Annotated in this window: 22 protein-coding genes and 1 tRNA gene; 16 read left to right on the top strand and 7 right to left on the bottom strand. The window is 62.9% G+C overall.

What is annotated here, in order from left to right; translation table 11 throughout:
• Positions 1–380: 380 nt before the first annotated feature.
• Positions 381–1,283, bottom strand: a complete 903-nt coding sequence (locus EP237_RS20715; RefSeq protein WP_127562731.1) for a LysR family transcriptional regulator — start codon at positions 1,281–1,283, stop codon at positions 381–383.
• A gap of 211 nt (positions 1,284–1,494) precedes the next feature.
• On the opposite strand from EP237_RS20715, the gene EP237_RS20710 reads away from it, so the two are divergent.
• From EP237_RS20710 to EP237_RS20675, 8 genes are all read left to right on the top strand, one after another.
• Positions 1,495–2,202 carry an isochorismatase family protein gene (locus EP237_RS20710; protein WP_127562730.1) on the top strand — a complete coding sequence of 236 codons (708 nt, stop codon included), beginning with the start codon at positions 1,495–1,497 and terminating at the stop codon, positions 2,200–2,202.
• A 65-nt stretch (positions 2,203–2,267) separates the two neighbouring features.
• Positions 2,268–4,340, top strand: a complete 2,073-nt coding sequence (locus EP237_RS20705; protein WP_127562729.1) for a hydantoinase/oxoprolinase family protein — start codon at positions 2,268–2,270, stop codon at positions 4,338–4,340.
• Between the two features lie 14 nt (positions 4,341–4,354).
• Positions 4,355–6,133 carry a hydantoinase B/oxoprolinase family protein gene (locus EP237_RS20700; protein WP_127562728.1) on the top strand — a complete coding sequence of 593 codons (1,779 nt, stop codon included), beginning with the start codon at positions 4,355–4,357 and terminating at the stop codon, positions 6,131–6,133.
• Between the two features lie 23 nt (positions 6,134–6,156).
• Entirely contained in the window at positions 6,157–7,209 is a 1,053-nt protein-coding gene (locus tag EP237_RS20695; protein ID WP_127562727.1) for a GlxA family transcriptional regulator, read from the top strand.
• Entirely contained in the window at positions 7,206–8,711 is a 1,506-nt protein-coding gene (locus tag EP237_RS20690; protein WP_127562726.1) for an NCS1 family transporter, read from the top strand. Before EP237_RS20695 ends, EP237_RS20690 begins: the two co-directional genes overlap by 4 nt.
• A gap of 335 nt (positions 8,712–9,046) precedes the next feature.
• The gene (locus EP237_RS20685; protein ID WP_206052338.1) at positions 9,047–11,701 is read left to right on the top strand and encodes a type I restriction endonuclease subunit R; all 2,655 of its coding nucleotides are present in this window, start codon (positions 9,047–9,049) and stop codon (positions 11,699–11,701) included.
• Positions 11,698–13,233 (top strand): restriction endonuclease subunit S, encoded by a 1,536-nt coding sequence (locus EP237_RS20680; RefSeq protein ID WP_127562724.1) that lies wholly within the window; start codon positions 11,698–11,700, stop codon positions 13,231–13,233. Before EP237_RS20685 ends, EP237_RS20680 begins: the two co-directional genes overlap by 4 nt.
• Positions 13,230–14,708 (top strand): type I restriction-modification system subunit M, encoded by a 1,479-nt coding sequence (locus tag EP237_RS20675; protein ID WP_127562723.1) that lies wholly within the window; start codon positions 13,230–13,232, stop codon positions 14,706–14,708. Before EP237_RS20680 ends, EP237_RS20675 begins: the two co-directional genes overlap by 4 nt.
• Before the next feature lie 111 nt (positions 14,709–14,819).
• Here the strand turns inward: EP237_RS20675 and EP237_RS20670 are convergent.
• The 4 genes from EP237_RS20670 to EP237_RS20655 all read right to left on the bottom strand — a co-directional run bounded on the left by EP237_RS20670 (position 14,820) and on the right by EP237_RS20655 (position 18,573).
• Positions 14,820–14,895, bottom strand: a tRNA-Thr gene (locus EP237_RS20670).
• A gap of 43 nt (positions 14,896–14,938) precedes the next feature.
• The gene (locus tag EP237_RS20665; RefSeq protein WP_127562722.1) at positions 14,939–16,522 is read right to left on the bottom strand and encodes a heme biosynthesis protein HemY; all 1,584 of its coding nucleotides are present in this window, start codon (positions 16,520–16,522) and stop codon (positions 14,939–14,941) included.
• 11 nt (positions 16,523–16,533) lie between these two features.
• Positions 16,534–17,769 carry a COG4223 family protein gene (locus EP237_RS20660; protein WP_127562721.1) on the bottom strand — a complete coding sequence of 412 codons (1,236 nt, stop codon included), beginning with the start codon at positions 17,767–17,769 and terminating at the stop codon, positions 16,534–16,536.
• Positions 17,770–17,865: 96 nt separating this feature from the next.
• Positions 17,866–18,573 (bottom strand): uroporphyrinogen-III synthase, encoded by a 708-nt coding sequence (locus EP237_RS20655; RefSeq protein WP_127562720.1) that lies wholly within the window; start codon positions 18,571–18,573, stop codon positions 17,866–17,868.
• Positions 18,574–18,621: 48 nt separating this feature from the next.
• On the opposite strand from EP237_RS20655, the gene tsaD reads away from it, so the two are divergent.
• Genes tsaD through EP237_RS20630 form a run of 5 tightly spaced genes read left to right on the top strand, consistent with a single transcriptional unit; the run spans position 18,622 to position 21,772 of the window.
• Positions 18,622–19,701 (top strand): tRNA (adenosine(37)-N6)-threonylcarbamoyltransferase complex transferase subunit TsaD, encoded by a 1,080-nt coding sequence (tsaD, locus tag EP237_RS20650; protein WP_127562719.1) that lies wholly within the window; start codon positions 18,622–18,624, stop codon positions 19,699–19,701.
• Positions 19,698–20,642: an NAD(P)H-dependent glycerol-3-phosphate dehydrogenase gene (locus EP237_RS20645; RefSeq protein ID WP_127562718.1), complete on the top strand. Its 945-nt coding sequence runs from the start codon at positions 19,698–19,700 to the stop codon at positions 20,640–20,642. The genes tsaD and EP237_RS20645 overlap by 4 nt, the downstream gene beginning before the upstream one ends.
• A 3-nt stretch (positions 20,643–20,645) precedes the next feature.
• Positions 20,646–20,915, top strand: a complete 270-nt coding sequence (locus EP237_RS20640; protein WP_127562717.1) for a YciI family protein — start codon at positions 20,646–20,648, stop codon at positions 20,913–20,915.
• The gene (locus EP237_RS20635) at positions 20,915–21,334 is read left to right on the top strand and encodes an EVE domain-containing protein (RefSeq protein ID WP_127562716.1); all 420 of its coding nucleotides are present in this window, start codon (positions 20,915–20,917) and stop codon (positions 21,332–21,334) included. Before EP237_RS20640 ends, EP237_RS20635 begins: the two co-directional genes overlap by 1 nt.
• A 51-nt stretch (positions 21,335–21,385) precedes the next feature.
• Complete coding sequence (locus EP237_RS20630) at positions 21,386–21,772, top strand: DUF1761 domain-containing protein (RefSeq protein ID WP_127562715.1); 387 nt, start codon at positions 21,386–21,388, stop codon at positions 21,770–21,772.
• A gap of 178 nt (positions 21,773–21,950) precedes the next feature.
• On the opposite strand, the gene EP237_RS20625 is transcribed toward EP237_RS20630, so the two are convergent.
• Positions 21,951–22,733: an SDR family NAD(P)-dependent oxidoreductase gene (locus EP237_RS20625; RefSeq protein WP_164744786.1), complete on the bottom strand. Its 783-nt coding sequence runs from the start codon at positions 22,731–22,733 to the stop codon at positions 21,951–21,953.
• Positions 22,734–22,795: 62 nt separating this feature from the next.
• Positions 22,796–23,137, bottom strand: a complete 342-nt coding sequence (locus EP237_RS20620) for a DUF2853 family protein (RefSeq protein WP_127562713.1) — start codon at positions 23,135–23,137, stop codon at positions 22,796–22,798.
• Positions 23,138–23,345: 208 nt separating this feature from the next.
• Between EP237_RS20620 and EP237_RS20615 the strand changes: the two genes are divergently transcribed.
• The 3 genes from EP237_RS20615 to EP237_RS20605 all read left to right on the top strand — a co-directional run bounded on the left by EP237_RS20615 (position 23,346) and on the right by EP237_RS20605 (position 25,356).
• Positions 23,346–24,212: a phytanoyl-CoA dioxygenase family protein gene (locus EP237_RS20615; RefSeq protein ID WP_127562712.1), complete on the top strand. Its 867-nt coding sequence runs from the start codon at positions 23,346–23,348 to the stop codon at positions 24,210–24,212.
• Positions 24,213–24,224: 12 nt separating this feature from the next.
• A complete protein-coding gene (locus EP237_RS20610) occupies positions 24,225–24,836 on the top strand; it encodes an HD domain-containing protein (RefSeq protein ID WP_240661719.1) in 612 nt (203 codons plus the stop codon).
• 67 nt (positions 24,837–24,903) lie between these two features.
• On the top strand, positions 24,904–25,356 hold the full coding sequence (locus EP237_RS20605) for a hypothetical protein (protein ID WP_127562711.1): 453 nt from the start codon (positions 24,904–24,906) through the stop codon (positions 25,354–25,356).
• Position 25,357: the final 1 nt, after the last annotated feature.

Here is a 25,357-nt window from a genome sequence, read left to right as displayed (position 1 = left end):
CGGCAACCGAGGCGACCATCGTCGATAGCTAGGGCCTGAGATGGTTCGGGTGACGATGATGACCGGGCATGACATGCTCGAATTCATGCCCGGGGCTGAAGAGCGGCCTCTCTGCCCTTTGAGTATATGCTGTCGCCTTCCAGTTGGTGCCAGATCACGTCCGGCGCCTTTTCTGGTTCCCTAAGGATCGACCTCGAACCAATGGCGCTGGGCGCCTTTGAGCTTTCGAGAGCGCCAGGAAAGAGGCAGAGCTTGCAATGAGGCCGAGAGAGCCGAGCTTGTTGGGCATCGGTCCCTTCTCCGATGTGTTGCGTTATCAGGACTCTGCAATTGTGCAATTGGTTGCGACTTGCGATGACATCTCGGCGGCCAGAAGCGGATCAGCCGGTGGTCTGGCCAAAGGCCTCGGCAATCTCGACGAAGTTGCGCAGCGCAGGCGTGGCATAGGCCCTGTTCCAGCACAGAAGCGTGCTGATCGAGGCATCGCAATCCGCGATGGGTTTGGTCACGATCGTCCGTGGCTGGAACCGCGCGATACCTTCGGCGTAGACCGACACGCCAAGGCCCGAACCGACCAGTCCAAGAATGCCAAGCGCGTTCGAGGCCTCGAAGCGAATGTCGATCTGGTGCCCGGCGCGCGAAAACACGTCCTCGATGAACCAGCGGAAGAAGTCCCATTCCGCCATGCTGCCCAGAACCATCGGGTAGGACGCAAGCTCGGCCAGGGTCACATGGCTGCGCGTCGACAGGCGGTGGTTGACCGGAAGGATGGCGGCAAGCCGCTCCTCGCCAATCTGGCGGGTCTCGAACTGGGGGTGCCTGAAGGGACCCAGCATGAAGCCCAGGTCGATCGTGTTGCGCGACAGCTCGATCTTCTGGCCCTGAGTGCGCATGTACTTCAGTTCCAGCTCGATATCGGGATAGCGGCGGGTGAATTCGCGAACGATCGAGGGCATCAGGTCGATGGCCGCGAAGGACATGTAGCCAATCCGAAGGGCCCCCTTCTTGCCGTCGGCCGCGATGCGACCGGCCTTGACCGCAGTTGCCAGTTCGGCGGTGATCATGCGGGTGCGTTCGTAAAAGACCTCGCCTGCCGCCGTCAGCGACACCTCGCGGGTGGTGCGCCGTATGAGCTGATAGCCGAGCTGCTCTTCCAGCGCGCGGATTCGGCGGCTAAGCGCGCTTTGATCGATGCCCAGCCGCTCCGCCGCCCTACGAAAACTGAGCTCTACAGCCACCGCGTTGAAGGCTTCGAGATCGCGCGTTTGCGGTTGGGCGCTCATGAGGCGGGAATCCCCCTTAGTTTTCTGTTGGATAAGCGTTGATGCCGGATTGATGCAAAAGAGTCCATAATAAATGCAAATACGGCGATTGTTTATCGATCTACAGCGGGTGACCTTGGCGTCGGGACATCCGTCGTGCGCCTGATTTCTCCCGAAAACAAAAGGCTCAGCCGGGGCGGATACCAGATTGAGACATCAAAGGAACAAGAAGATGAGCAATGTAGATCTTGCAGCACTCGACCAGTCACTGACGCAAGCGTTCGAGGCCGCGTCCGAGCTGTACAAGCAGCGCGGCTTCCAGCGTCGGGTCGGGTTCGGCAAGAAGCCGGCCGTGGTCAGCGTGGACCTCGCCAATGCCTGGACGCGCCCCGGCAACCCCTTCACCTGCGACCAGGAGAAGATGGACAACGAGATCATCCCGGGCATGCAGCGCCTTCTAGAAGCCTGCCGCGCCAATGGCCACCCGGTGATCCACGTCACGACCGCCTACGAGATCACCGACCGCAACGCGCCCTTCACCGATATGGGTCTGTGGCACAACAAGATCCCGGTGGACGTGGTCGACCTGGCCGACAAAGAGCTTTGGGCCATCGACAGTCGCATCGCGCCAGCTGACGGCGAATACACGCTGCTCAAGAAACGGGCCAGTTCCTTCCACGGTACAGAGCTTGGCGGCATCCTGCGCGCCAATGGTGTCGACACGATCCTAGTGACGGGCGTCACCGCCTGTGCCTGCGTGCGCCAGACGATCTGCGACGGCATCGCCGACGGCTTCCGCACCATTGCTGTCAAGGAATGCATCGGGGACCGTGTGCCAGGCGCAGTGGCCTGGAACCTCTTCGATATCGACGCCAAGTTCGGCGATGTCGAAACTGTCGATACCTGCGTCGAATACCTGAACACCGTCAACAAAGATTGATCTGAAACACCAACCACCGGGGCGATGCGCGCCCCGGTGGACCAGGGAGAAATTGGAGAACAACAATGGCGCGTATCGGCGTTGATGTGGGCGGCACGAATACCGACCTCGTGCTCGAATGCGAAAAGGGCACATTCTTTCACAAGGTGCCAAGCACCCTCAAGGATCAGTCCATCGGGGTGGTGGAAGGCATCCACCAGATCTGCGATCTGGCCGGGATCGACAAGACCGCGATCGAGGTCATCAACCACGGCACCACGGTCGCAACCAACATCACGATCGAGCACAACGGCGCCGATGTGGGCATGCTGACCACCAAGGGGTTCCGCGACATCCTGCATATCGGGCGCCACAAACGCCCTCATAACTTTTCACTGCATTTCGAGGTGCCGTGGCAGAACCGCCCGCTGGTCAAGCGGCGCAACCGGATCGCGATTGCCGAACGCATCCTGCCGCCGACCGGTGCGGTCGAGGTGGCCCTGGATGAAGACGCCGTGCGCGAGGCCTGTGCGCTTTTCCGCAAGCGCGGAATCAAGGCCGTCTGTATCGGCTTCATGTTCTCCTTCCTCAACGACACGCATGAAAAGCGCGCCCGCGACATCGTGCTGGAGGAAATCCCTGACGCCTATGTCTCGATCTCGTCCGAAGTGGCCAACGTCATCCGCGAATACGAGCGCTTCTCTACCGTGGCCATGAACGCCTTTGTCGGGCCGAAATCGGCCTGGTACCTGCGCAACCTCGAAGACAAGGTGCGCACCGGTGGCATTCCAGCCAAGCTGCGCGTGATCCAGTCCAATGGCGGCATCTCTACCGTCGAAGGCTGCGCCCGCAAGCCCGTCAACATCCTGATGAGTGGCCCGGCGGGTGGAGTACTGGGCGCGCTCTCCGAGGCCCGCCTTGCCGGGACAGACAATATCCTCACCGTCGATATCGGCGGCACCTCGGCTGACATCTCGACCATCGCGGGTGGGCAGCTGCGCATCAAGAACCCACGCGACACAGTGGTGTCGGGCCATGCCGTCATGGCGCCGATGATCGACCTTGAAACCATCGGGGCAGGGGGCGGATCCATCGCCTATCTCGACGAGGCGGGCGGCTTCAACGTCGGTCCGCGTTCCGCGGGGTCGGAACCGGGGCCAGCCTGCTACAATCGCGGCGGAACGGAACCTACGGTGACCGACGCGCAGGTGGTGCTCGGCCGTATGGACGCCGACAAGTTCCTCGGCGGCGACCTGCCTCTGGATCCGTCCCTGTCGCATAAGGCGATCAAGGAAAAGATCGCCGACCCCCTTGGTCTCAGCGTGACCGAGGCGGCGCTCGGGATCATCAGGATCGTCAACAACAACATGGCGCTGACGATCCGCTCGAACTCCGTTGCGCGTGGCTACGACCCACGTGAGTTTTCCCTCATGCCCTTCGGCGGGGCAGGGCCCTTCCACGGGGTGGCACTGGCCGAGCTGGTGTCGGCGCGAGATGTGCTGGTGCCGATCGCGCCGGGGATCACGGCGGCGATGGGGCTTCTGGGCACCGACCTGCAATACGAACACACGCGGTCCGTCATCACCAACCTCTTCCACGCCGGGGAAGAGGCCATCGCCCGGGTCAACGCAACGGTGCGCGATCTTGTGGCCATGGGCCGGGCCGATCTCGACAATGACGGGATCGATGCCGCGAACCAGGCCTTCGAGGTGATCGCCGAGGTGCGCTATCACGGGCAGGGGTTCGAACTGCGGGTGCCGATGCCCGAGGGCGGCCTTTCGGTCGACAGCAAGGCCGAGGTGATCGCCGCCTTCCACGCGCAGCATAAGGCGGACTACGGCTATTCCTTCGATGACAGCCTTGTCGAGCTTTACAACGTGCGCGTCATCGCGTCGGCCGCGGCGCGTCACCTTGAACTGACCCCGCTGGCGAAGGCGGGCCCCACGGATGTGGCCGATGCCTTCCTCTACGACCGCGAAACCGTGTTCGATGACGGCTCGACCCATGTGACCCCCCGATTGGATCGCGGGAAACTGGGCGCAGGCGCGCGTGTCGAAGGCCCGGCGATCCTGATCCAGCACAATTCCACCACGCTCCTGCCGCCCGGCTACACCGCCGAGGTTCAGGATTACGGCAGCCTTCGGCTGAGCAAGGCCTGAGGGAGGACAGCACCATGAACATCCAGGCAAAAAGCACCATCGACCCGATCACGCTTCAAGTGATCCGCGGCTCCATCGAGACCATCGCCGAGGAAATGGCCCATGTGCTGTTTCGCATGTCCTTTTCCTCGATCATCCGGGAATCCGAGGATCTGGGGGCAGGGCTCTTCGATCTCGATTTCAACACGCTCTGTGAGTCGGAATCTACGCCCATGCATATCGGGTCGATCCCCGGCTACCTTCAGGGCATCGAGGACACGCTCGATGACGGTGAGTGGTATGAGGGCGACGTGGTCGTCCACAACCATCCCTATCGCGGGGCCTCGCACACGCCTGACCTCGCCATCGTGATCCCGATCTTTCACAAGGGCGAGCTGGTCGCCTTCGCAGGCAACACCGCGCATCACATCGACATCGGGGCCGCAACGCCGGGGCTGATCATCGACGTGCCGGACGTCTATGCCGAGGGGATGTTGTTTGCGGGCACCAAGCTTTACCGCAAGGGTCAGCGCAACCAGACAATGTGGAACTTCATCCGCAACAACTCGCGAGCCGCGCGGCAGCTGGTCGATGACATCGAGGCGCAGATCGCCTCGGCCCGGCTTGGCGTCAAGCGCTTCCAGGAATTGCTGGACCGCTACGGCAAGGAGCTTGTCTTCGACGCCTGCAACCAGCTGATGGACTATTCCGAACGGATGCTGCGCCAGCGCATCGCGGCCATTCCCGACGGCGAATACCGGGCCGAAGGCTGGCTGGACGATGACGGGCGCAACCGAGGCCAGACCCTGCCAGTGAAAGTCTGCGTGCGCGTGGTCGGTGATCGGATCGAGGTCGACCTGACAGGATCGGCCCCGCAGACGCCCACGGCCTATAACGTGCCCTTCGAGGGCTCGACGAAGGTCGCAGCCTTTGCTGCCTTCCGCAAGCTCCTGCTCGATACGGCCACCTCTGACACGCGGGTGCCGTCGAACCAGGGATCCTTCCGCCCGATCAGCGTGATCGCGCCCGAAGGCACTATCTTCAACCCGATCGCCCCGGCATCAGCCGAGGCGCGCTTCACCCAGTGCAACTTCATGATCGACCTGATCCTGAAGGCCATGGCCCCGGTCCTGCCCGAGGAAATCATCGCCGGGTCCTCGGCCAGTATTTCCTTCGCCTCCTATGCGGGGGTGCGCGACAGCGGTGATTACTGGGTGTTCCTGGAGGTGAACGAGGGCGCCTATGGAGGGCGCCCAGGCTCTGATGGGCCCGACGCCATCGACAACCTGATGGCTAACACCCGCAACAACCCGCTGGAAGACCTGGCGATGCACATTCCGATGATCTGCGAACGCTACGAGTTGCGCGACGACGTCAGCCCCGGCGCGGGCAAATATCGGGGCGGGATCGGCGTGGTCAAGGCGCAGCGGATGCTGACCGACGGGATCATCACCCATGAAAGCGAACGCCACACCAATGTGCCCTGGGGGGTCTTCGGCGGCACGGAGGGCGCTGCCGGCAAGTGCGAGATCTACAATGCCGCCACTGCCGAACCGCCGCGCCAGATGCATTCGAAATTCCATGGCGAGGACGTCCGCAAGGATGATGTGATGGTCTACTACAGCCCCTGCGGCGGCGGCTACGGCAGCCCGCTGGAGCGCGATCCGCACAAGGTGCTGGACGATGTGCTCGACGGATTCTGTTCGCCGGAGCGGGCCCGCGATGTCTACGGGGTGGTACTCGATCTCGACGCCGAAACGGTGGATCTCGTCGCGACGGAAGCGCGGCGCAAGGTCATCGAGGCCAGGCTGTAAGGCGCGGGGGGGGAGGCTGGGACATGAGCTTTGTGGACCGCATATCCAGGCGCTGCTTCGTTCCCCGTGGCGCCGCCTTCTTCGAGGTGCCGGAGACCCGCCCCCCCCAAGACATCCACTTCCTAATCCTACCGCGCTTCACCATGCTGGCGCTTAGCAGCGCCATCGCCCCCCTTCGGATCGCCAACCAGCTGTCCCGCAAGGAGCTTTACCGCTGGCACATCGTGGCCGAAGGGGAGGCGGCGGAAAGCTCCTGTGATATGAAGCTGGCCCGTCATCTGGGGCTCGATCATCTGCCGCCCCGCCCCGAGATAGTCATCTGCTCTGGTACCGAACCGCAGGAGGCGGCCTCGCCGGGCGTGATGCGGGCCCTGCGCGGGGCCTTGCGATCGGGCGGCTCTCTCGGGGCGATCTGTTCGGGGGCCTTCACCCTGGCGCGTCTCGGCCTGCTGGACGGCAAGCGCTTCACCCTCCACTGGGAGAACCGGGACAGCTTTCACGAGCTGTTCCCCGACCTGACGAGCAGCTCGCGCATCTATGAAATCGACGGCAGGGTGATGACCTGCGGCGGCGGGCAGGCGGCCACCGACATGATGTTGGCCCGCATCGCGGGCGACTATGGGCCGGGCTTCGCGGCAGTTGTCGGGGATATGTGCCTGCATGGCGCCCCCCGACGCCAGAGCACCGACCAGCGAAGCTCGATCGCCTTCATGGCGGGCAGCCGCAACCCCAAGCTGGTGCGGGCCATCGAGATCATGCAGGCCAATCTTGAAACCGGCATGAACCTCGACGCCATCGCAGGGGAGGTCGGCTGTTCCCGGCGTCAGTTGGAGCGGCTGTTCAACCGTGCCTTCGCCATGACGCCCGCCAGGTATTACCGGCAGCTTCGGCTGGACTACGGCCACCGCCTGCTGGTGGAAACCAACATCTCACCCATGGGCGCCGCCATGGCGGCCGGGTTCGTCTCGCTGCCGCATTTTTCCAGATGCTTCCGTGAGCGGTTCGGGGCGACCCCCTCGAAAATAGGGGGTGCCGAAATGTTCAACATGACACACAACAGGGACAATCACACATGACGATGACAGAGCAAATCCGCGAAGCGGAGCATGAACGCACGGGGTTGTTGGAGGAATCCATCCTGCCCACGCTTCTGGAACAAAGGCCCATCGGCCTGATCGGCTATGCCTGGATCTGGGTCGGCATCGCGGTCATCATCGCGACTTATTCACTTGGGGCTGCGGGCATCGACGGAGGCATGCCGCTGTCCACCGTGATCCTGGTGATCATGCTGGCGAACGTGGTCATCGGTGCCTTCATGGTGCTGACTGCCGATATCGGCACCGAACACGGTCTGTCCTTCGCCGTCTACCTGCGCGCGCCTTTCGGCATTCACGGCACGCATCTACCCGCGATGTCGCGCGGGCTGGTTGCGGCGATGTGGTTCGGCATCCAGACCTACCTCGGAGCGTTGGCGCTGAACGGGATTGGGGAATATTTCCTCGGCTTCGACAACTGGGTGATCTGGTACGTGCTCTTCGGGCTTGTGCAGGTGCTGAACACGGCCATGGGCATCAAATCAGTCGAGCGTCTTGCCTCGTTGGCGGCGCCCGCGATCATCGGCATCTCGATCTGGATGTATTTCACGCTTGAAGGCGTGGCCGAGACCAACGGCATCAACATCTGGACCTTCGAAGGCTCGGGCGAGATGTCGCTGCTGGTGCTTTTCATAGCCAACATGGGGTTCTGGTCGACGCTAGCCATCGACATTCCCAACCTCACCCGTTTCGTCAAAACGCGCGCCGGGGCCAGCGGCTTCGTGGATCGCAACCGCAACGTCTTCCTCGCGCAGCTTGTCGCCCTGCCGGTGACGCAGGCGCTGATCGCGGGTCTTGGGGCCGTTTCCTTCATCGCCACCGGCAACTGGAACCCGATCGAGGTGATTCAGGGCGAGGGCGAGGGACTGGCCCTGGTCGTACTGCTGGCGCTGGTGGTACTGGCGCAGTGGTCCACCAACAACTCCGCCAACCTGATCCCCTCGGCGCTGACCTTCATCAACCTCGCGCCTCGGGTCATCAACTACAAGACCGGCGTGGCGCTCGCCGGGATCGCGGGCACGCTGTGCTTCCCATGGGAGATTCTGAACAACCTCTTTGTCTTCCTAGGCTACTATGGGGCGTTTCTTTCGGCCATTGGCGGCATCATGGTCGCGGACTACTACGTGCTGCGCAAGCGGCGGCTGAACGTGCCCGAGCTTTACAACCCGCAGGGCCAGTTCCGTTACGCGGGTGGCTTCAACATCGCGGGGCTGCTGGCCTGGGTCATCGCTGGTGGCATCGCAGCCTGGTATTCCCAGTACGCTTTCATCATCGGCTTCCCGCTTGGTTTCGTGCTCTATCTCGGGTTGATGAAAGCCGTCGTGCTGCCCGCCCATCCGCAGGCGGAACTGACCAGCGGCCATTCCCGCGACTACCTGGCCACCAGTGAGGGCATGAGCTGGGTCTACCTCGGACGCGGGACGTTCCAGCGCCTAAGTCCGGCGCAGGCGCAGGGGCAATCCGTCGGACGCGAAGACCTCTGAGGCATTCCCTTTCTCTCCCTTCCCACCTGGCCCGCGCCCCTGGCGCGGGCTTTTTTCCGTACTAGGTGTTACTCACTATCGAGCTAGGTCGCGGGGAATAGTGGCGGTACCAAAGCCTGGCCGACGAAATTTCGATGAAGACAGGAAGTTTGCGTTAGAAAGGCTTTAAAGGAATCCCCAACATTGCAATCCTGCTGGCTGAGCGTCATGTTCAACGCTGCAAGTATCAAGAAGCAGCCGTGCCACCTGACATTAATCAGACACCAGAACAAATCGCGCGCGACCAAATCGATGAACGCCTCAGGTCATCCGGCTGGTATGTGCAGGATAAAGATGTGCTTGATTTCAGCGTTGGCCAAGGCGTTGCACTCCGCGAGTATCAGACGGACATTGGACCTGCTGACTACGTCCTATTCGCTGACAGGCAAGCAGTCGGCGTTGTCGAAGCTAAGCCTGACAACTGGGGGGTCCGCCTGACCTCGGTCGAGGAGCAATCCGAGGGGTACGCAAACGCCAAGCTGAAATGGGTCACGAATGCCGAGCCGCTCCCGTTCCTCTACGAGAGCACCGGCCAGGTCACCCGCTTTACCAACGCCCGCGATCCAAATCCTCGGTCGCGCGAGGTCTTCACCTTTCATCGCCCAGAAACGCTGAGATCCTGGGCACAGGCCCCAAAGAGCCTTCGCGCGGGCATTGCAGCCCTGCCGGGTCTTAACCCGGACGGTCTGCGCGACTGCCAAATCACGGCGATCACGAACCTCGAAACCTCGCTCAAATCCGATAAGCCACGCGCCCTCGTCCAGATGGCGACCGGCTCGGGCAAGACCTTCACGGCGATCACGCAAGTCTACCGCCTGCTCAAACATGCGGGTGCACGCCGCATCCTGTTCCTCGTCGACACAAAGAACCTTGGCGAGCAGGCCGAACAAGAGTTCATGGCCTTCATCCCCAACGACGACAACCGCAAGTTCACCGAGCTCTACAACGTCCAGCGCCTCACATCGCCCTCCATCGCGAACGACAGCCAGGTCGTCATCTCCACGATCCAGCGCATGTACGCCACGCTCAAGGGCGAAGAACTGAACGAAGGCGCCGAGGACGAGAATCCGGCCGAACAGAAATGGCGCCGCAAAGAACCCTTGCCAGTCGTCTACAACGCCAAACTGCCGCCGGAATACTTCGACCTGGTCGTCATCGATGAATGTCACCGGTCGATCTACAATCTCTGGCGTCAGGTCATTGAATACTTCGACGCCTACCTGATCGGGCTCACCGCCACACCCGACAACCGAACCTACGGCTTCTTCCAGAAAAACGTCGTCAGCGAGTACACTCACGAAAAGGCCGTCGCCGACAAGGTAAACGTGGGCAACGAAATCTACCTGATCGAGACCGAGATCACCCAAGGCGGCGAAACCCTGAAAGCCGAGCAGCTGGTCGAGAAACGCGAACGCGAAACCCGCGCGCGACGCTGGGAAACGCAGGATGACGAACAGGCCTACGCCGCCACCCAGCTCGACCGATCTGTCGTCAACCCCGACCAGATCCGCACCGTGATACGCACTTTCCACGACAAGTGGCCAGAGATCTTCCCCGGCCGCAAGGAGCTGCCGAAAACCCTGATCTTCGCCAAGACCGACAGCCATGCCGACGACATCATCCAGACCGTCCGGCAGGAGTTCGGCGAAGGCAACGATTTCTGCCGCAAGATCACCAACGGGGCCAAGAACCCGAAATCCTCGCTCAGCGCTTTCCGCAACGATTACTACCCGCGCATCGCCGTGACCGTGGACATGATCGCCACCGGCACCGACGTCAAACCTCTCGAATGTCTGATCTTCATGCGCGACGTGAAGTCCAAGAACTACTTCGAGCAGATGAAGGGCCGCGGCACCCGTGTCCTCAAACCCGATGACTTGAAAAAGGTCTCCCCCTCCGCCCAGGCCAAGACCCATTACGTCATCGTCGATGCCGTCGGCGTCACCAAATCGCTCAAGACCGCCAGCCAGCCGCTCGACACCAAGCCCTCGATCCCCTTCAAGGATCTTGCCATGGGGCTGATGATGGGTGACCGGTCCGAGGAAACCGTCAGTTCGCTCGCCGCCCGGCTGTCGCGGCTCGACAACAAGCTCGGGGCCGAGGATCAGGAGAAGATCAGGGCGGAGGCCGGGACATCCCTTACCGCCATCGTGCGTGACCTCTTCGACGCCATCGACCCCGACAAGGTGGAAGCCGACGCCAAGGCCGCGGGCCACCCAGAACCCGACGACGCCGCCATGAACGCCGCGCGCGAGGAACGGATCAAACACGCCGCCAACGTCTTCACCGGGCCGCTCATCAACCTGATGGACCGGGTCCGCCGCGACAACGAACAGACCATCGACCATGACAACCTCGACACGCTTTTGCGCGCGGAATGGGCGGGCGATGTGGCCGAGAACGCGCAAAAGATCGCGCAGGAGTTCGAGGAATACCTGACCGAGAACCGGGACGAGATCGAGGCGCTGTCGATCTACTTCAACACCCCCGCCCGCCGGTCCGAGGTGACCTTCGCCATGATCAAGGACGTGCTGAAGAAACTGACCGAGGATCGCCCGCGGCTCGCCCCGCTCACCGTCTGGCGCGCCTATGCGCATCTCGACGACTACAAGGGCAGCAACCCGGCCAGCGACCTGACGGCGCTGGTGGCGCTGATCCGCCGGGTCACGGGGCTGGATGACACGCTCACCCGCCATTCCGAGCGGGTGCGGCGCAACTTCCAGAACTGGGTGCTGAACCGCCATTCCGGCGCGGGCGAGAAGTTCACCGAGGAACAGATGGACTGGCTGCGCATGATCCGCGACCACCTTGCCACCTCCTTCACCATCGAGCGCGACGATCTGGAAATGGCCCCCTTTGACGGCAAGGGCGGCATGGGGCAGATGTACGCGCTCTTTGGCGATGGCATGGACGAAGTCATGACCGAGATGAATGAGGCGCTGTCGGCATGACGGAATTGCCGAGCGGATGGACAACGGCCGAAATTGGCGAGCTGCTCCTCGGCATAACCGCAGGAAAGAACCTCAAATGCGAAGAGCGCCCACCGCTGGCGCATGAGCGGGGCGTGATCAAGGTAAGCGCGGTAACATGGGGCACATTCGACGCCTCTCAGTCGAAGACATTCCCAAGAAGTTTCGAACCAGCGCCAGACACTGCAATCAAGGCCGGTGACTTCCTGTTCTCCCGGGCTAACACGCTTGAGTTGGTCGGCGCAGTGGTGATGGTCAAGAAAGACCACCCAAACCTGTTCCTTAGCGACAAAGTGTTAAGGCTCGACCTACCAACTGAACTGAAACCTTGGCTCCTCGTCTATTTGCGTAGCCTTGAAGGTCGGCGCAAGTTGGGCGCGGTATCCTCGGGCAATCAGATGTCGATGAGGAACATCGGACAGAGCTCCCTAAAATCGGTTTCGATCCCGATCCCTCCCCTCAACGAACAACGCCGCATCGTGGAGAAGATCGAGGCGATGTTCGACGAGATCGACAAGGGGGTCGAGAGCCTGCAAACGGCGCGCACCACCCTCGGCCTCTACCGCCAGTCCCTGCTGAAATCCGCCTTCGAAGGCCGCCTGACCGCCGACTGGCGCGCGCAGAACGCCGACGAACTGGAAGCCCCCAAAACCCTCCTCGCCCGTATCCAGCGCGAACGGGACACCCGCTACAAAGCCGCCCTCGACGCCTGGCAAGACGCCCTCGCCACATGGCGCGCCGATGGCGAGAAGGGCAAGAAACCCGCGAAGCCGAAGAGGCCCGTTGATCTCGCTTCGGATTCCGGGATCACTTTGGGCCACGTCGTTTTGGACGTCGCGCAAGGATGGTCCCCGAAATGCGAAAATCATGCATCACAGGCTGATAATGCTTGGGGAGTGATCAAGACAACTGCCATCCAGCCAGCGAAATTCTTACCGCAGGAAAACAAGGAACTCCCGAAAGACCTCCAGCCGCGACAATGGTTGGAACTCAATCAGGGTGATGTTTTGATAACGCGAGCAGGACCGCGAACGCGCGTTGGCGTGGCATGTATGGTCAAGAGCACCAGACCCCGGCTTATGTTGTGCGACAAGGCCTACCGGCTGAACTATCTGGGCGCGCTGGTTCTACCAGAGTTTCTTGAAGCCTATCTCAATGCTCCCGATACTCAGCGGCGGATTGAAGTGATCAAGAGCGGCATCAACGACAGCGGACTAAACCTTAAACAAGAGCAGTTCCTTGCACTTGAATTCTGGCTTCCATCAATTGACGAACAAACCGAAATCGTCCGCCTCCTCGACGCCCGGCTTGAAGCTGCCGACGCGCTCGAGGCCGAGATCGACGCCGCCCTCACCCGCGCCGACGCCTTGCGCCAATCCATCCTGAAAAAAGCCTTCTCCGGCCAGCTTGTCCCCCAGGACCCCGAGGACGAACCCGCCTCGTCCCTGCTCGAACGCATCAAGGCCAACCGTGCCAGAGCGCCCAAGAAGCCCAGAAGGAAAGCCCCCGCATGACCACCGCCCCCATCGTCTCCAAGGTCTGGAGTTTCTGCACCACGCTGCGTGATGACGGCGTCGGCTATGGCGACTATCTGGAACAGCTGACCTACCTCATCTTCCTCAAGATGGCGGACGAATACGCCAAGCCCCCCTATAGCCGCGACGTGGGCATCCCGGAAGGGTACGACTGGAGCAGCCTGACCTCGCGCCGGGGGGCGGAGCTGGAAGCGCATTACGTCACCCTTCTGCGCAAGCTCGGCGAGCAGAAAGGCATGCTCGGCCAGATCTTCACCAAGGCGCAAAACAAGATCACCGATCCAGCGAAGCTGTTCCGTCTGATCGACATGGTGGACGGCACCAAGTGGGTGACGCTTGGGGCCGATGTCAAAGGCGACATCTACGAAGGGCTGCTGGAGCGCAACGCCGAGGACACGAAATCGGGCGCTGGGCAGTATTTCACGCCGCGCGCCCTGATCCGCGCAATGGTCGAATGCGTCCGCCCGGAGCCCGGCAAGACCATCGCCGACCCGGCCTGCGGCACCGGCGGTTTCTTCCTTGCCGCACATGATTTCCTCACCGACCCGGACAACTATGCGCTCGACAAGGACCAGAAGGCGTTCCTGAAGCACGGCACCTTCTTCGGCAACGAGATCGTCGCCGGGACAAGGCGGCTTTGCCTGATGAACATGTTTCTGCATGGGATCGGCGAGATGACGGGGGATACTTTGGTGTCGCCGGCCGACGCGCTGATCTCGCCGCCGTCGGAGACCTTCGACTACGTTCTGGCGAACCCGCCTTTCGGCAAGAAGAGCTCGATGAGCTTCACCAATGCAGAAGGCGAGCAGGAGACGGACGATCTGACCTACAATCGCCAGGATTTCTGGGCGACCACGTCGAACAAGCAGCTGAACTTCGTCCAGCACATCCGAACGATGCTGAAGACAACAGGGCGGGCCGCCGTGGTCGTGCCCGACAATGTCCTGTTCGAGGGCGGTGCAGGAGAGACCATCCGGCGCAAACTGTTACAGACGACGGATCTGCACACCATTCTGCGCCTACCCACGGGTATCTTCTATGCGCAGGGCGTGAAGGCGAACGTGATATTCTTCGACAACCGCGCCGCCAGCCCCGACCCGCAGACCTCCAAGGTCTGGTATTATGATTACCGGACGAACGTGCATCATACGTTAAAACAGAAGCCGTTGACGTATGCGCACCTCGAGGACTTCGTGTCCTGCTACAATCCCCGGAACCGATACGAGCGCGGCCCGACCTGGAGCGAAGAAAGTCCCGATGGGCGCTGGCGCGCCTTTGACCAGGAAGAGCTTCTGGCTCGTGACAAGGCAAGCCTCGACCTTTTCTGGCTTCGTGATGCGTCAATGACCGATCTCGAGAACCTTCCAGAGCCCGAGGTTCTGGCAGAAGAGATCATGGAGAATCTACGGTCTGCGTTGGCAAATTTCGAAGAAATTCTGGAAACATCGAACTGACCGACCAATTCAGCGCCATTTGGGCGCGCACCAAAAGGTGGACGCATGGGTGGTCAAAGTTGTTATGATTTTTCAGAAATTATTGATTTCAAACAAATATATCTGATTTTATGGTGCCGATGAAGGGACTCGAACCCCCGACCCACGCATTACGAATGCGTTGCTCTACCAGCTGAGCTACATCGGCACGCGGGCTGGCTCTTAGCAAGCCTGCCCGCGCTTGAACAGTCCTAATTTGCGGCTGTACGCGCCTGTTCAGTCGTTTCCGCGTCATCGGAAACTTCGCCCATGTCGGGCAATACATGGCCGGGGGCATGCGGGTCGTTTTCTTCCGCCATGTCTTCCGTGACCTCGGTGGCGGAGTCTTCGACCGGCTCGGCGTCGACGATCTCCGGCTCCCGGTCTTCGACTTCGGGACCGTCCCGGCGATCTTCCAGGGCCCCCACAATCAGCGGCAGCATCTGGGCGGTCCCGGCGAAGGCCGACTCGCTTTGCGGGGCTTCGGTCCAGGCCAGCGTGTCGAAGCTGTCGCAATGTTCGCAAACCGGCTGCCAGGTGGCATGGACATGGCCGCAGCTCGCGCAGGTCCATTGCGGCCCGCGAGAGGCGGTGATCGCCTTGGCCAGCCAGCCGCGCACCACGCGGTCTTCGCTGCCTTCGCCCCGTTCAATCGCAGCCATGATGGTCAGGGAGCGGGCCGTGGGGGTGGATTCGGGCAGGTCGCCAAGCGCCTTGCGGGCGGCGGCGTAGTCCTCTGCCGCGATCTGCAGTTCCGCCTCCAGCAGCTTGACCTCCGGATCGGCGGGGTGCTTGGCCAGCAGCACGCGGAAGCGCTTGATGCGCGCGGCGGGGGTTTCCTCTGGCTCGATGTTGGCGAAGGCTGCGGCAAGGTCGGGATGCGGGGCCGCGTCCCAGGCCTTGCGGATCACGCGGGTGGCCACTTTCGGCTTGCCCTCTTGAATCGCCATTCGGGCGGCCATGACAGCGGCGGGCACCAGATCGGGGGACAGGCGGTTGGCCTCGGTGGCCTCTTTGCTGGCGGTGTCGATCTTGCCCTCGGCCAGTGCGTCGCGGGCATCGGCAAGGGCCAGCACCGCATCGCGGCGTTTGTGGACGTCGCGGGGCAGGGCGCCGGCCTTGAGCTTGGCGGCAAGCGTCTTGCGCGCCCCGGCCCAATCCTCGTGCCCGGCCTGCAGGGTCAGCAGCGTGTCCTGCACTTCGTGATGTTGAGGCCTGAGGGCAAAGGCCTTCTCGGCCAGTTTCAGCGCCGTATCGGTGTCACCTGCGTCCAGCTTCTGCTTCATCAGCCCGCGAATGCCCACGAAGCGGGTCGTGTCATCGGCCAGCAATTTCTTGTAGGTTTCTGCCGCTTTGGCAGAGTCACCCGCCATTTCGGCGGCCTGTGCGACCAGCAGGTTGGTCAGTTCGGGCCGCTTCAGATAGCCCTCGGCGCGTTCCGCCTTGCGAATGGCCAGCCGCCCCTCACCAGAGGCGAGCGCCAGCATGCCTTCGGACAGGGCCTGATAGCCCTTCCGCTCGGCGCGGCGGTTGAAATAGCGGGAAATGGCGGTCTCATCGCCGTTGAGGAAGCGGATGGTGGCGACAAGAAGGCCAAGCAGCTTGAGCGCCACATAGACCAGCAGCAAGAGCAGCACGGATGCAACCACGCCCGACAGGGGGGTCAACGCGAATTCGCGGCCTGCCACGGTGATCAGTAGCATGGACTCGGTTTCCAGCAGGTAACCGACGCCGAAGGCCGCCGCGACCACGACGGTCAGGAAGATAATGATTTTCAGGACGGACCAGAGAAGCATGTCGGTCCCCCTCAATTCGCGGCATCAAGCGCGGCGGCGAAGCTGTCCATCGCCTCCATCGCATCGATGCGCATCTGGGCGGACGCCGTCCAGTCCGCCATGACCGCTTGCGCGTCGGCGGGCAGGGAGGCCAGCTCGGCGACGGTTCCTGACAGGTCGCCATCGCGCAGCGCAGCCTCGGCGCGGGACAGGACCGCATCGGCGCTGTCGCCTTCCTGCGGTTCCAGCGACCGGCCCCCGACCTGACTTTGCAGGAAGGCGGTGACGCGGTTCATGGCGCCCTCGCCGGCGGTTTCCCGAATCGCAATGGGCAGCGCGGCGCGGGCGGCGGCGGGGAAGCTCGATTGCAGTTCCTCCATCGTGGGAACACCGGTTTCGTCGGCAGCAGCCAGCGCCTCCGGCATATCCACGCCAGCCCCGTCCGCAACATCGGCCAATGCGCCCGCGAAGGGTGCGCCGGTGGCCACGGCGATGCGCAATTGGCCAAGCGCGGCCTGTGCCGTGGCACTGCCCACGCGGGCCTCGGCCCGGGCTTCGGCGGCGGCGATGCGGTCCTCGGCGGCGGTGGCTGCAGCGGCGAGTTGCTCGGCCATCGCGGCATTCGCGGCCTGTTGTTCAGCCAGGCTTGCCGATTGTTCCTGCAACGCGGCCTGAAGCTGCGCCACGGCAGCGGCCACGGCGGCGGAGTTGTCCGCGCCTTCCCCGCCTTCGCCAAGCGGCAGGGTTTCGAGATAGGCGATGCGGTCGGTCAGGCCGGTGATCTGGCTGCCCGTTGCGTCAATCCTTGTGCCAAGCGCAGCGATCTGTTCGGAAAGCGGGCCAAGATCCACCGCCTCGGGGGCGGGCGGGATGGCCTCGATCTGTCCTTCCAAAGCGGCGGCGCGGGTGGTCAGGGTCGAGAGCGCCTCGGCCTGCTCATCGAGCGAGGTTTGAATTGCGGCCAGCGCCGTCTCGGTCGCGCCCGTGTCCTGCGTGGCGGGCGCAAAGCCCATGAAAGCTGCGCCATAGCCCAACCCGGCGGCCACGACACCGCCCAGAACCAGCGGCACGAAGCCCGGTCCGCGGCGCGGTTCGGCAGCGGTCGGCTTCGGGGCGGGTTCCGCGACGGAAGGCTCTTCGACAGGGGCGGGGTCTTCCACGATCTCGGCATCCGTCACCGTTTCATCGGCGTCGGTGTTGGCCTCTTCCAGAGCGGCGTCGTCCTGGGTTTCGTCGGTTTCCTGAGGGGTCGTGTTCGGGTCGGCCACCATCTATTTCCTTCAATTTATTCAATATGCGCCACAGAATCCCGTCTGGTGCAGCGCCGAGTCACAGATAGGTTCGCATGGGCGCACCTGCGAGGGCTAGGGGCTAAGTTGTCTCGCCAGCGCTTTGAGCATCGCCGCGCCGGTGGGGGCATCGGCCACGCACGCGCCCGATTGCAAAGCAAGGGGTAGCGCCGCTTTCGTAGCCACGCTGATGCAGATCGGTTCGGCAGTCGCCCCGTCTGGCAACTCTGCCGCGAACAGCGCCGCGCTGCGGGGCGAGAAAAGCGGCACGATCACCCGGCGCGGACCGGTCAGCGCCCTGCGGGCCTCTTCGGTCAGGGACAGGCTGCGTTGATCATAGGCCACATGCCCCTCAACGTTGAACCCCGCCGCGCCTAGCTGTTCCGCGATCTCGCCGCGCACATGGGTTCCGTGCAGGTGTATCAGTGGGCCATCGGGGGCATCACGGCGGATCAATTCCACCAGATCGCCCGCCGCACCCCCGGCGGACAGGGCCTGAAGCCCGGCCTCCGCCGCGACCCGCGCCGTGCGGTCCCCGACGCAATAGGCGGTTAGGCCCGCTTTTCCACCAGCGGCCTGATAGGCCCTCACCCCGTTTTCCGAGGTGAAGATCAGGGCGGCACGCTGCGGAACGGGCGGCAGGTCCCGCAGCACGATCTCCTGCATCGGGGCGATGAGGATCTCGGCCTTTTCCGCGAACGTGTCGCGGCACAGATCGGCAAAGCGCTCCGCCTGTGCAGCGGGCCGCGTCAGAAGGATCAGGGGGGTGGCATTGTCAGGCATCGGGGGGAGTGTTACCTGCGGGGCACCCCTTGTGCAACGACACCCGCCATGACCGACCGCCTGACCATCCTTGGCATTGAAAGCAGCTGCGATGATACGGCGGCGGCGGTGCTGCGCGTGGAGGATGGGGCGGAATTGCTGTCCTCCGTGGTCAGCGGCCAGACCGACCTGCACGAAGCCTATGGCGGTGTGGTACCAGAGATCGCGGCGCGCGCCCATGCGGAGCGGCTCGACCTGATGGTAGAGCAGGCGGTGGACCAGGCGGGTGTGACCCTGGCCGAGATCGACGCCATAGCGGTGACCGCCGGGCCGGGGCTGATCGGTGGCGTCCTGTCGGGCGTGATGTGCGCCAAGGGGCTGGCCATGGGGCTTGGCGTGCCGCTTGTGGGCGTGAACCATTTGGCGGGCCACGCGCTGACCCCGCGCCTGACCGATGGAGTTGATTTCCCTTACCTGATGCTGCTGGTCTCTGGCGGGCATTGCCAATTTCTGCGCGTAGACGGGCCGGACGAATTCACCCGGCTTGGCGGCACGATTGATGACGCCCCGGGCGAAGCCTTCGACAAGGTCGCCAAGCTGCTTGGCCTGCCGCAACCGGGCGGGCCGGTGGTGGAGCAGGCCGCCTTGCAGGGCGACCCCAAACGATTCCCCCTGCCGCGCCCGCTTCTGGACCGCGACGGCTGCGATATGTCTTTCTCCGGTCTCAAGACTGCCGTTCTGCGCACCCGTGACGGGCTGGTCACGGATCAGGGCGGGTTGCATGAGCAGGACCGCGCCGATCTGTGTGCCTCGTTTCAGGCGGCTGTCAGGGATGTGCTGGCCGAGAAATCCCGCCGCGCCTTGGCGGGCCAGTCCGACCTGACCTGTTTCGCCGTCTCGGGGGGCGTTGCCGCCAACCAGACCCTGCGCGCGGCATTGGAGGATGTGGCAAGTGCCCATGGCGTCCCCTTCCTCGCCCCGCCGCTGAAGCTCTGCACCGACAACGCCGCGATGATTGCCTGGGCCGGGTGGGAGGCCTACCGAGCAGGTCAGCGCGACGGGATGGACCTGTCGGCACGCCCGCGCTGGCCGCTGGACCGCACAAGCCCGGCGCTGATCGGATCGGGCAAGAAAGGGGCCAAGGCATGAACCGGGTCGATATCGCCGGGGCAGGCGCGTTCGGGACGGCGCTTGCCATCACGCTGGCCCGCGCCGGGGCCGAGGTAACGCTGTGGGCCCGCGCCGGGGCCGAGGACATGCAGGCCGCGCGCGAAAACACCCGCCGTTTGCCGGGCCACCGCTTCCCCGATGGCTTTCGCGTGACCGGCGAAATTTCCGAATTGACAGCCGATGTGCTGCTGATCGCTGTCCCCACCCAGAAACTGCACGAGGTTCTGCCGATCCTGCCCGGTCATGCCGCAACCGTGATTTCCTGTGCCAAGGGCATTCATCTGGCGACTGGCCTGTCGCCGTGCCAACTGATCGCGCGCGATTTGCCCGGTGTGAATGCGGGCGTGCTGACAGGCCCCAGCTTTGCCGTCGATATCGCTGCCGGTCTGCCAACGGCCCTGACGCTGGCGCTGCCTGACGATGCGCTTGGTGAGGCGCTTCAAGACAGGCTGTCCACCCCTGCCTTGCGGCTCTATCGCAGCACCGATCTGGTGGGCGCGGAACTGGGTGGGGCGTTGAAGAACGTCATCGCCATTGCAGCGGGCGCGGTCATGGGGGCCGGGCTTGGCGAAAGCGCGCGGGCGGCGCTGATGGCGCGCGGCTTTGCAGAGATGCGCCGCGTTGCAACTTTGCGCGGGGCGCGGGACGACACGCTTGCGGGGCTTTCAGGATTTGGCGATCTGGTGCTCACCTGCACCTCGGACAAGTCGCGCAACTACCGCCACGGGCAGGCACTTGCAGGCGCAAGGCCGCTGGACCCTGCTGCCACAGTCGAAGGGGCTGCCACGGCGCAGGAGCTCTCTGCCCATGCGGAACTCGACACCCCCATTGCCGATGCGGTTGCAGCCTTGTGTCAGGGGCGCGTCTCTGTGCAGGATGTGATGGCAGAGCTTCTCAATCGCCCTCTGAAACAGGAATAACCAATGCTCTTCGCGCTGATCTGCACCGACAAGCCCGGCCATCTGGAGGTCCGCAAGGCCAACCGGGAGGCCCATATCGCCTATCTGAAATCCACCCCCGTGACCCATGCCGGGCCGTTCCTGAACGAAGGCGGAGAGATGATCGGCTCGCTCGTCGTGATCGAGGCCGAGGATCGCGCGGGCGCCGAAGACTGGGCTGCGAATGACCCCTATGCAATGGCGGGCCTTTTCGAGAAGGTGCGGATCGAGGCGTGGAACAAGGTGATCGGCTGATGCGCTACTGGCTGTTCAAATCCGAACCGAACACCTGGTCCTGGGATCAGCAGGTGGCCAGGGGGGATGCGGGCGAGCAATGGGATGGCGTGCGCAACTATCAGGCGCGCAACAACATGCGCGAAATGGCTTTGGGTGACCGGGGCTTTTTCTACCATTCGCTGAAGGAGAAGGCGATTGTCGGCGTGGTCGAGGTCTGTGCGCTGGCCCATCCCGACAGCACCACCGACGATCCAAGGTGGGACTGCGTGGACATCAGGGCCGTGGGGCCGTTCAAGACGCCGGTGACCTTGGCCGATGTGAAGGGTGACCCGCACCTGTCGGATATGGTGCTGGCCAACAACTCTCGCCTGTCCGTGCAGCCCGTGACCGAAGAGGAATGGCGGATCATCTGCGAGATGGGCGGCTTTTCCGCTTAAGGTTGCGCGCGGCCCGTGGCATGATTTCTTCAGATCAACGGGAGAGATCAAATGGAATTTCTGAACGTCTTGGCAGCCGGGGCCGCAGCATGGGTCTTCGGAGCAATCTGGTACATGGCCCTGTCCAAACCCTGGATGGCCGCAAACGGGTTGACCGAGGATCAGATCAGGGCCTCTGCCGGCCCGCTGCCCTATATCGTCAGCTTCGTGATGTCGGTGCTCGTGGCGGGCATGACCCGGCATATCTTGCAAAGCTCCGGGATCACCACGGTCGGCGGCGGCGTGATGGTGGGTGCTGGCCTTGGCCTCTTCGTGGCATTGCCCTGGATGGTGAACAACGTGCTTTACAGCTTCCGCGACAAGTCTCTGATCTGGATTGATGGCGGCTATCCGGTGATCGGTTGCACGATCATCGCCGTGGTGCTGATGCTGTTCTGAAACAAGAAGGAGGGCCCCGACCCCCCGGGACCCTCCTTTACCCACGCGCAATTTCTCGCTCCGCACGTGTTCTATGAGGGTCCGCCATCCTGGTCGGGACAGGGGTATCTAGAACCAGAACGCGATTCCGTTCAACGAAATTGCCCGCCGCATTTTAGTCAAACCGGTTCGGACCGGATCACATGCGCAGCAGCCAGCGGGCGATGCCGGGAAAAAGCCGAGCCAGCAGGACATTCACACTCAGCATGAATGGAAAGACGGCCTGATGCCGGGGCGCATCCGCCAGCATCACCAGCTTTTCCGCGCATTGCTCGGGCGTCATCGTGGGGATGGTCCTGTCCATCTTGGGCAGCTTTTCCTCCACCCCCGGGTTGTTGTCGAAATAGTCCGAGCTGATCTTGCCGAACAGCACATTGCAACTGCGCACACCCGTCCCGGCCAGATCCTGCGCCAACGCCTCGTGCAGTCCGCGCAACGCCCATCTTGCCGCTGCATAGCCGACGCTCGTTGGCCAGGCGGCGATGCAGGCCGGGGAATTGACGTGCAGGATCACGCCTGATCCACGTTCCAGCATGGCGGGCAGGAAGACACGCGTCGTCACGAAGGCCGCCATGTAGGGCGCATCCATCATCTCGCGGGCGTCTGCCTCTGTCGTGTCCTCGATCCGCTCCCACCGGCCCGCACCGGCGCTGTTCACGATCAGATCGGGTGCGCCGTAGTCCGCAAGAAGTCGCGTGGCAATCGGCGCCATCTCCGTTTCGGATGCCGCATTGGCCGGGGCCGCGATGGCCAGCACCCCAAGCGACCCGGCAAGCGCGTTCAATCTGTCAGCAGAGCGCGCGATCATCACCACGCGATAGCCGTGTTTGACGAGCAGAGATGCCGTTGCAGCCCCGACGCCGCTGGATGCCCCGGTGACAATGGCCAGTTTTATCCGCTGTTCCATAAAAGCTTCGTCCAATGAATTATTAAAATGCGAAGGCCCGCCACTGGGGCGGGCCCAAGAAGCCAATCACGCCCGGCTTAGCCGTAGACGCTTTCTTTTCCGAAATGCTTGGTCAGCATGTAGTAGATGACAGCGCGGTACTTGTTACGTTCGGACCGGCCATAGGTTTCGATCACGGAATCGATCGCAGCCATCAGGTCGTCACTGTCGGCAAGGCCGAGCTTCTTCATCAGGAAGTTCTTCTTCACGGTCTCCAGCTCACTGGGCTGCGACCCGGCAACCGTCGATGCGTCCGCGTCGTAGATCGCGGGGCCGCAGCCGATGGTGACCTTGGTCAGCAGGTCCATATCGGGTTCCATCCCGCATTTGTTACGCAGGTCGTCTGCATATTTGGCGATCAGTTCATCGCGTTTGCCCATTTCTGTCTCCCCGTTCTTTTTGAATGTCAGAATGTTCCCATCCAGCACGGGGCACATGAAACCCGGCAGAGCGCAATCTGACAATGAAAAACTTGGGTCATCCACAGCTTTGATGCCCAAAGACGACCATTCAGGCGTCGGAATCGAACAGGACAGGGAACTTGCCGTCGCGGCAGCGTGCCGGGGAGAGTGACACATAGGATCTGCCATGTCCGATTTCCTGACGCCCGACCAAACCGCCCGATACGCGCGCGACGGGTTTCTGCACCCGATCCGGGCCTTCGACACTGCCACAACCGCCGCGTTGCGTGCCGAGGTCGAGGCGCTGGAGCGCGATCATGCCGCCGGTGCAGGCGGTCATGACCTGAACCAGCTCTTCCGGGTCAATGGCCAGCTGGTCATTCCGCTTCTGCACCGGATCGCCTCGGACCCCGGTATTCTCGACGCGGTGTCCTCGATCCTCGGTCCCAACCTGCTGGTCTGGTCGGTGGAGCTGTTCATCAAGGAAGCGGGCACAACCAAGGTCGTGTCCTGGCATCAGGACATCACCTATTGGGGCATGGGCGAAACCGATGAAGAACTGACTGCCTGGCTGGCGCTGTCGGACGTGTCGGTCAAGGCAGGCTGCATGCGCTTCATCCCCGGCAGCCACAAGAACGCCATCGTGCCCCATGCAGACACCTTCGCCGAGGATAACCTTCTGTCGCGCGGTCAGCAGATCGAGGGCATCAACGAGGACGAGGCCGTCTTTGGCGCTTTGAAACCCGGCGAGATGTCGTTCCATCATGGCCGCACCTTCCATGCCTCCGGCCCCAACATGTCGGACGACCGGCGCATCGGCATGGCCATCCGCTATGTCACGCCCGAGGTGCGCCAGCCCGATCTGACCCGCGACTATGCGATGCTTGTGCGCGGCAAGGATGAGATGCAGGGTTGGATCAACGTGGCCCCGCCCGCGCGGCTGTTCGACCCCGCGTCGCTGGCGCTTTATGATGAGGTTCTGGCGGCGCAGTCGGCGGCGCTGACGGCAGGGGCCGAAGGACAGGTCGGGCTCTACGCCCAGAAGATGCTTTAGGAGGATCGCAGGATGACAACCGATCAGAAGGTCAGCTTCACCCAGATGAAGGACGGCACGAAGGAAGAATACGCCATGCTGGCCGAGCTGGAAAAACCCTATCTCGCGCTCACCGCCGACAGAGTGCTGGACGAGCTGCGCCGCCAGGGCGAGGTTTCGCTGGAAGGCTACCAGATCACGCGGCTGGAACACGGGCTGCAATCGGGCACCCGCGCCTTGCGTGAAGGGGCCGATATCGACTGGGTCGTTGGCGCGCTGCTGCATGACATCGGCGACGGGCTCGCCCCGCAGAACCACGACCGGTTTTCCGCCGAGGTGATCCGCCCCTTCGTGCGGGATGAGGTCGCCTGGACCGTCGAACATCACGGCATCTTCCAGATGTTCTATTACGGCCACCATTACGGATGGGACAAGGACGCGCGGGATCGGTTCAAGGATCACCCCTGCTGGCAAAGCTGCGCCGATTTCTGCGAACGGTGGGACCAGTCGTCGTTCGACCCGGACTACGACTATGAACCGCTTGAGGTGTTCGAGCCCATGGTGCGAGAGGTCTTCGCCCGCAAGGCCTACGACCCGGATGTGGTGCAGGAAGGCGTTGTGAAGGGCCTGCCGGAACTGGCCTGATCCGGGCCATTTGCGTGGACTCGAAACGAGGCTATTCTGCGGGCATCTCCGAGCAAAGGATTCGTCTGTGAAAGCCCATATTGCCATCGTGTTTCTGCTGGTCGGCCCGGTACAGGTTTCGGCACAGGAAACGCCAGACGCCCTGTTGACCGAAGCCGTTCGGGACTGTTCCCTTTGGGAAGAAGGCTACCTGCATGTCGGCGAGCGGGCCGTCATGGAGGTAGACCTGACCGGCGATGGCCGCCCGGAAACTCTGGTCGATACAAGCTATCTCGAATGTTCGGCCACGCCGCTGTCACCCTATTGCGGGTCGGGCGGCTGTGCGCTGTTCGCCTTTGTGGAGGACCGTGTGTTCGACTGGCAGGCGCGTGGCTGGCAGATCATCGACTGGGACGGAGAGCCGGTTCTGCTGATCGGCCGGGACGGCGGCTGGTGCGGAGTCAGCAGCGCGGGCTATTGCTTCGAGGCGCTCAACTGGAACGGCGAGACCTTCCTGACGGTGATGCCGCCGGTGGAGTAGC

The organism is Nioella ostreopsis, assembly GCF_004000255.1.
Lineage (GTDB): Bacteria > Pseudomonadota > Alphaproteobacteria > Rhodobacterales > Rhodobacteraceae > Nioella > Nioella ostreopsis.
The sequence above is the reverse complement of the archived record's forward strand: the minus strand, read 5'-3'. Positions and strand labels throughout refer to the sequence as shown.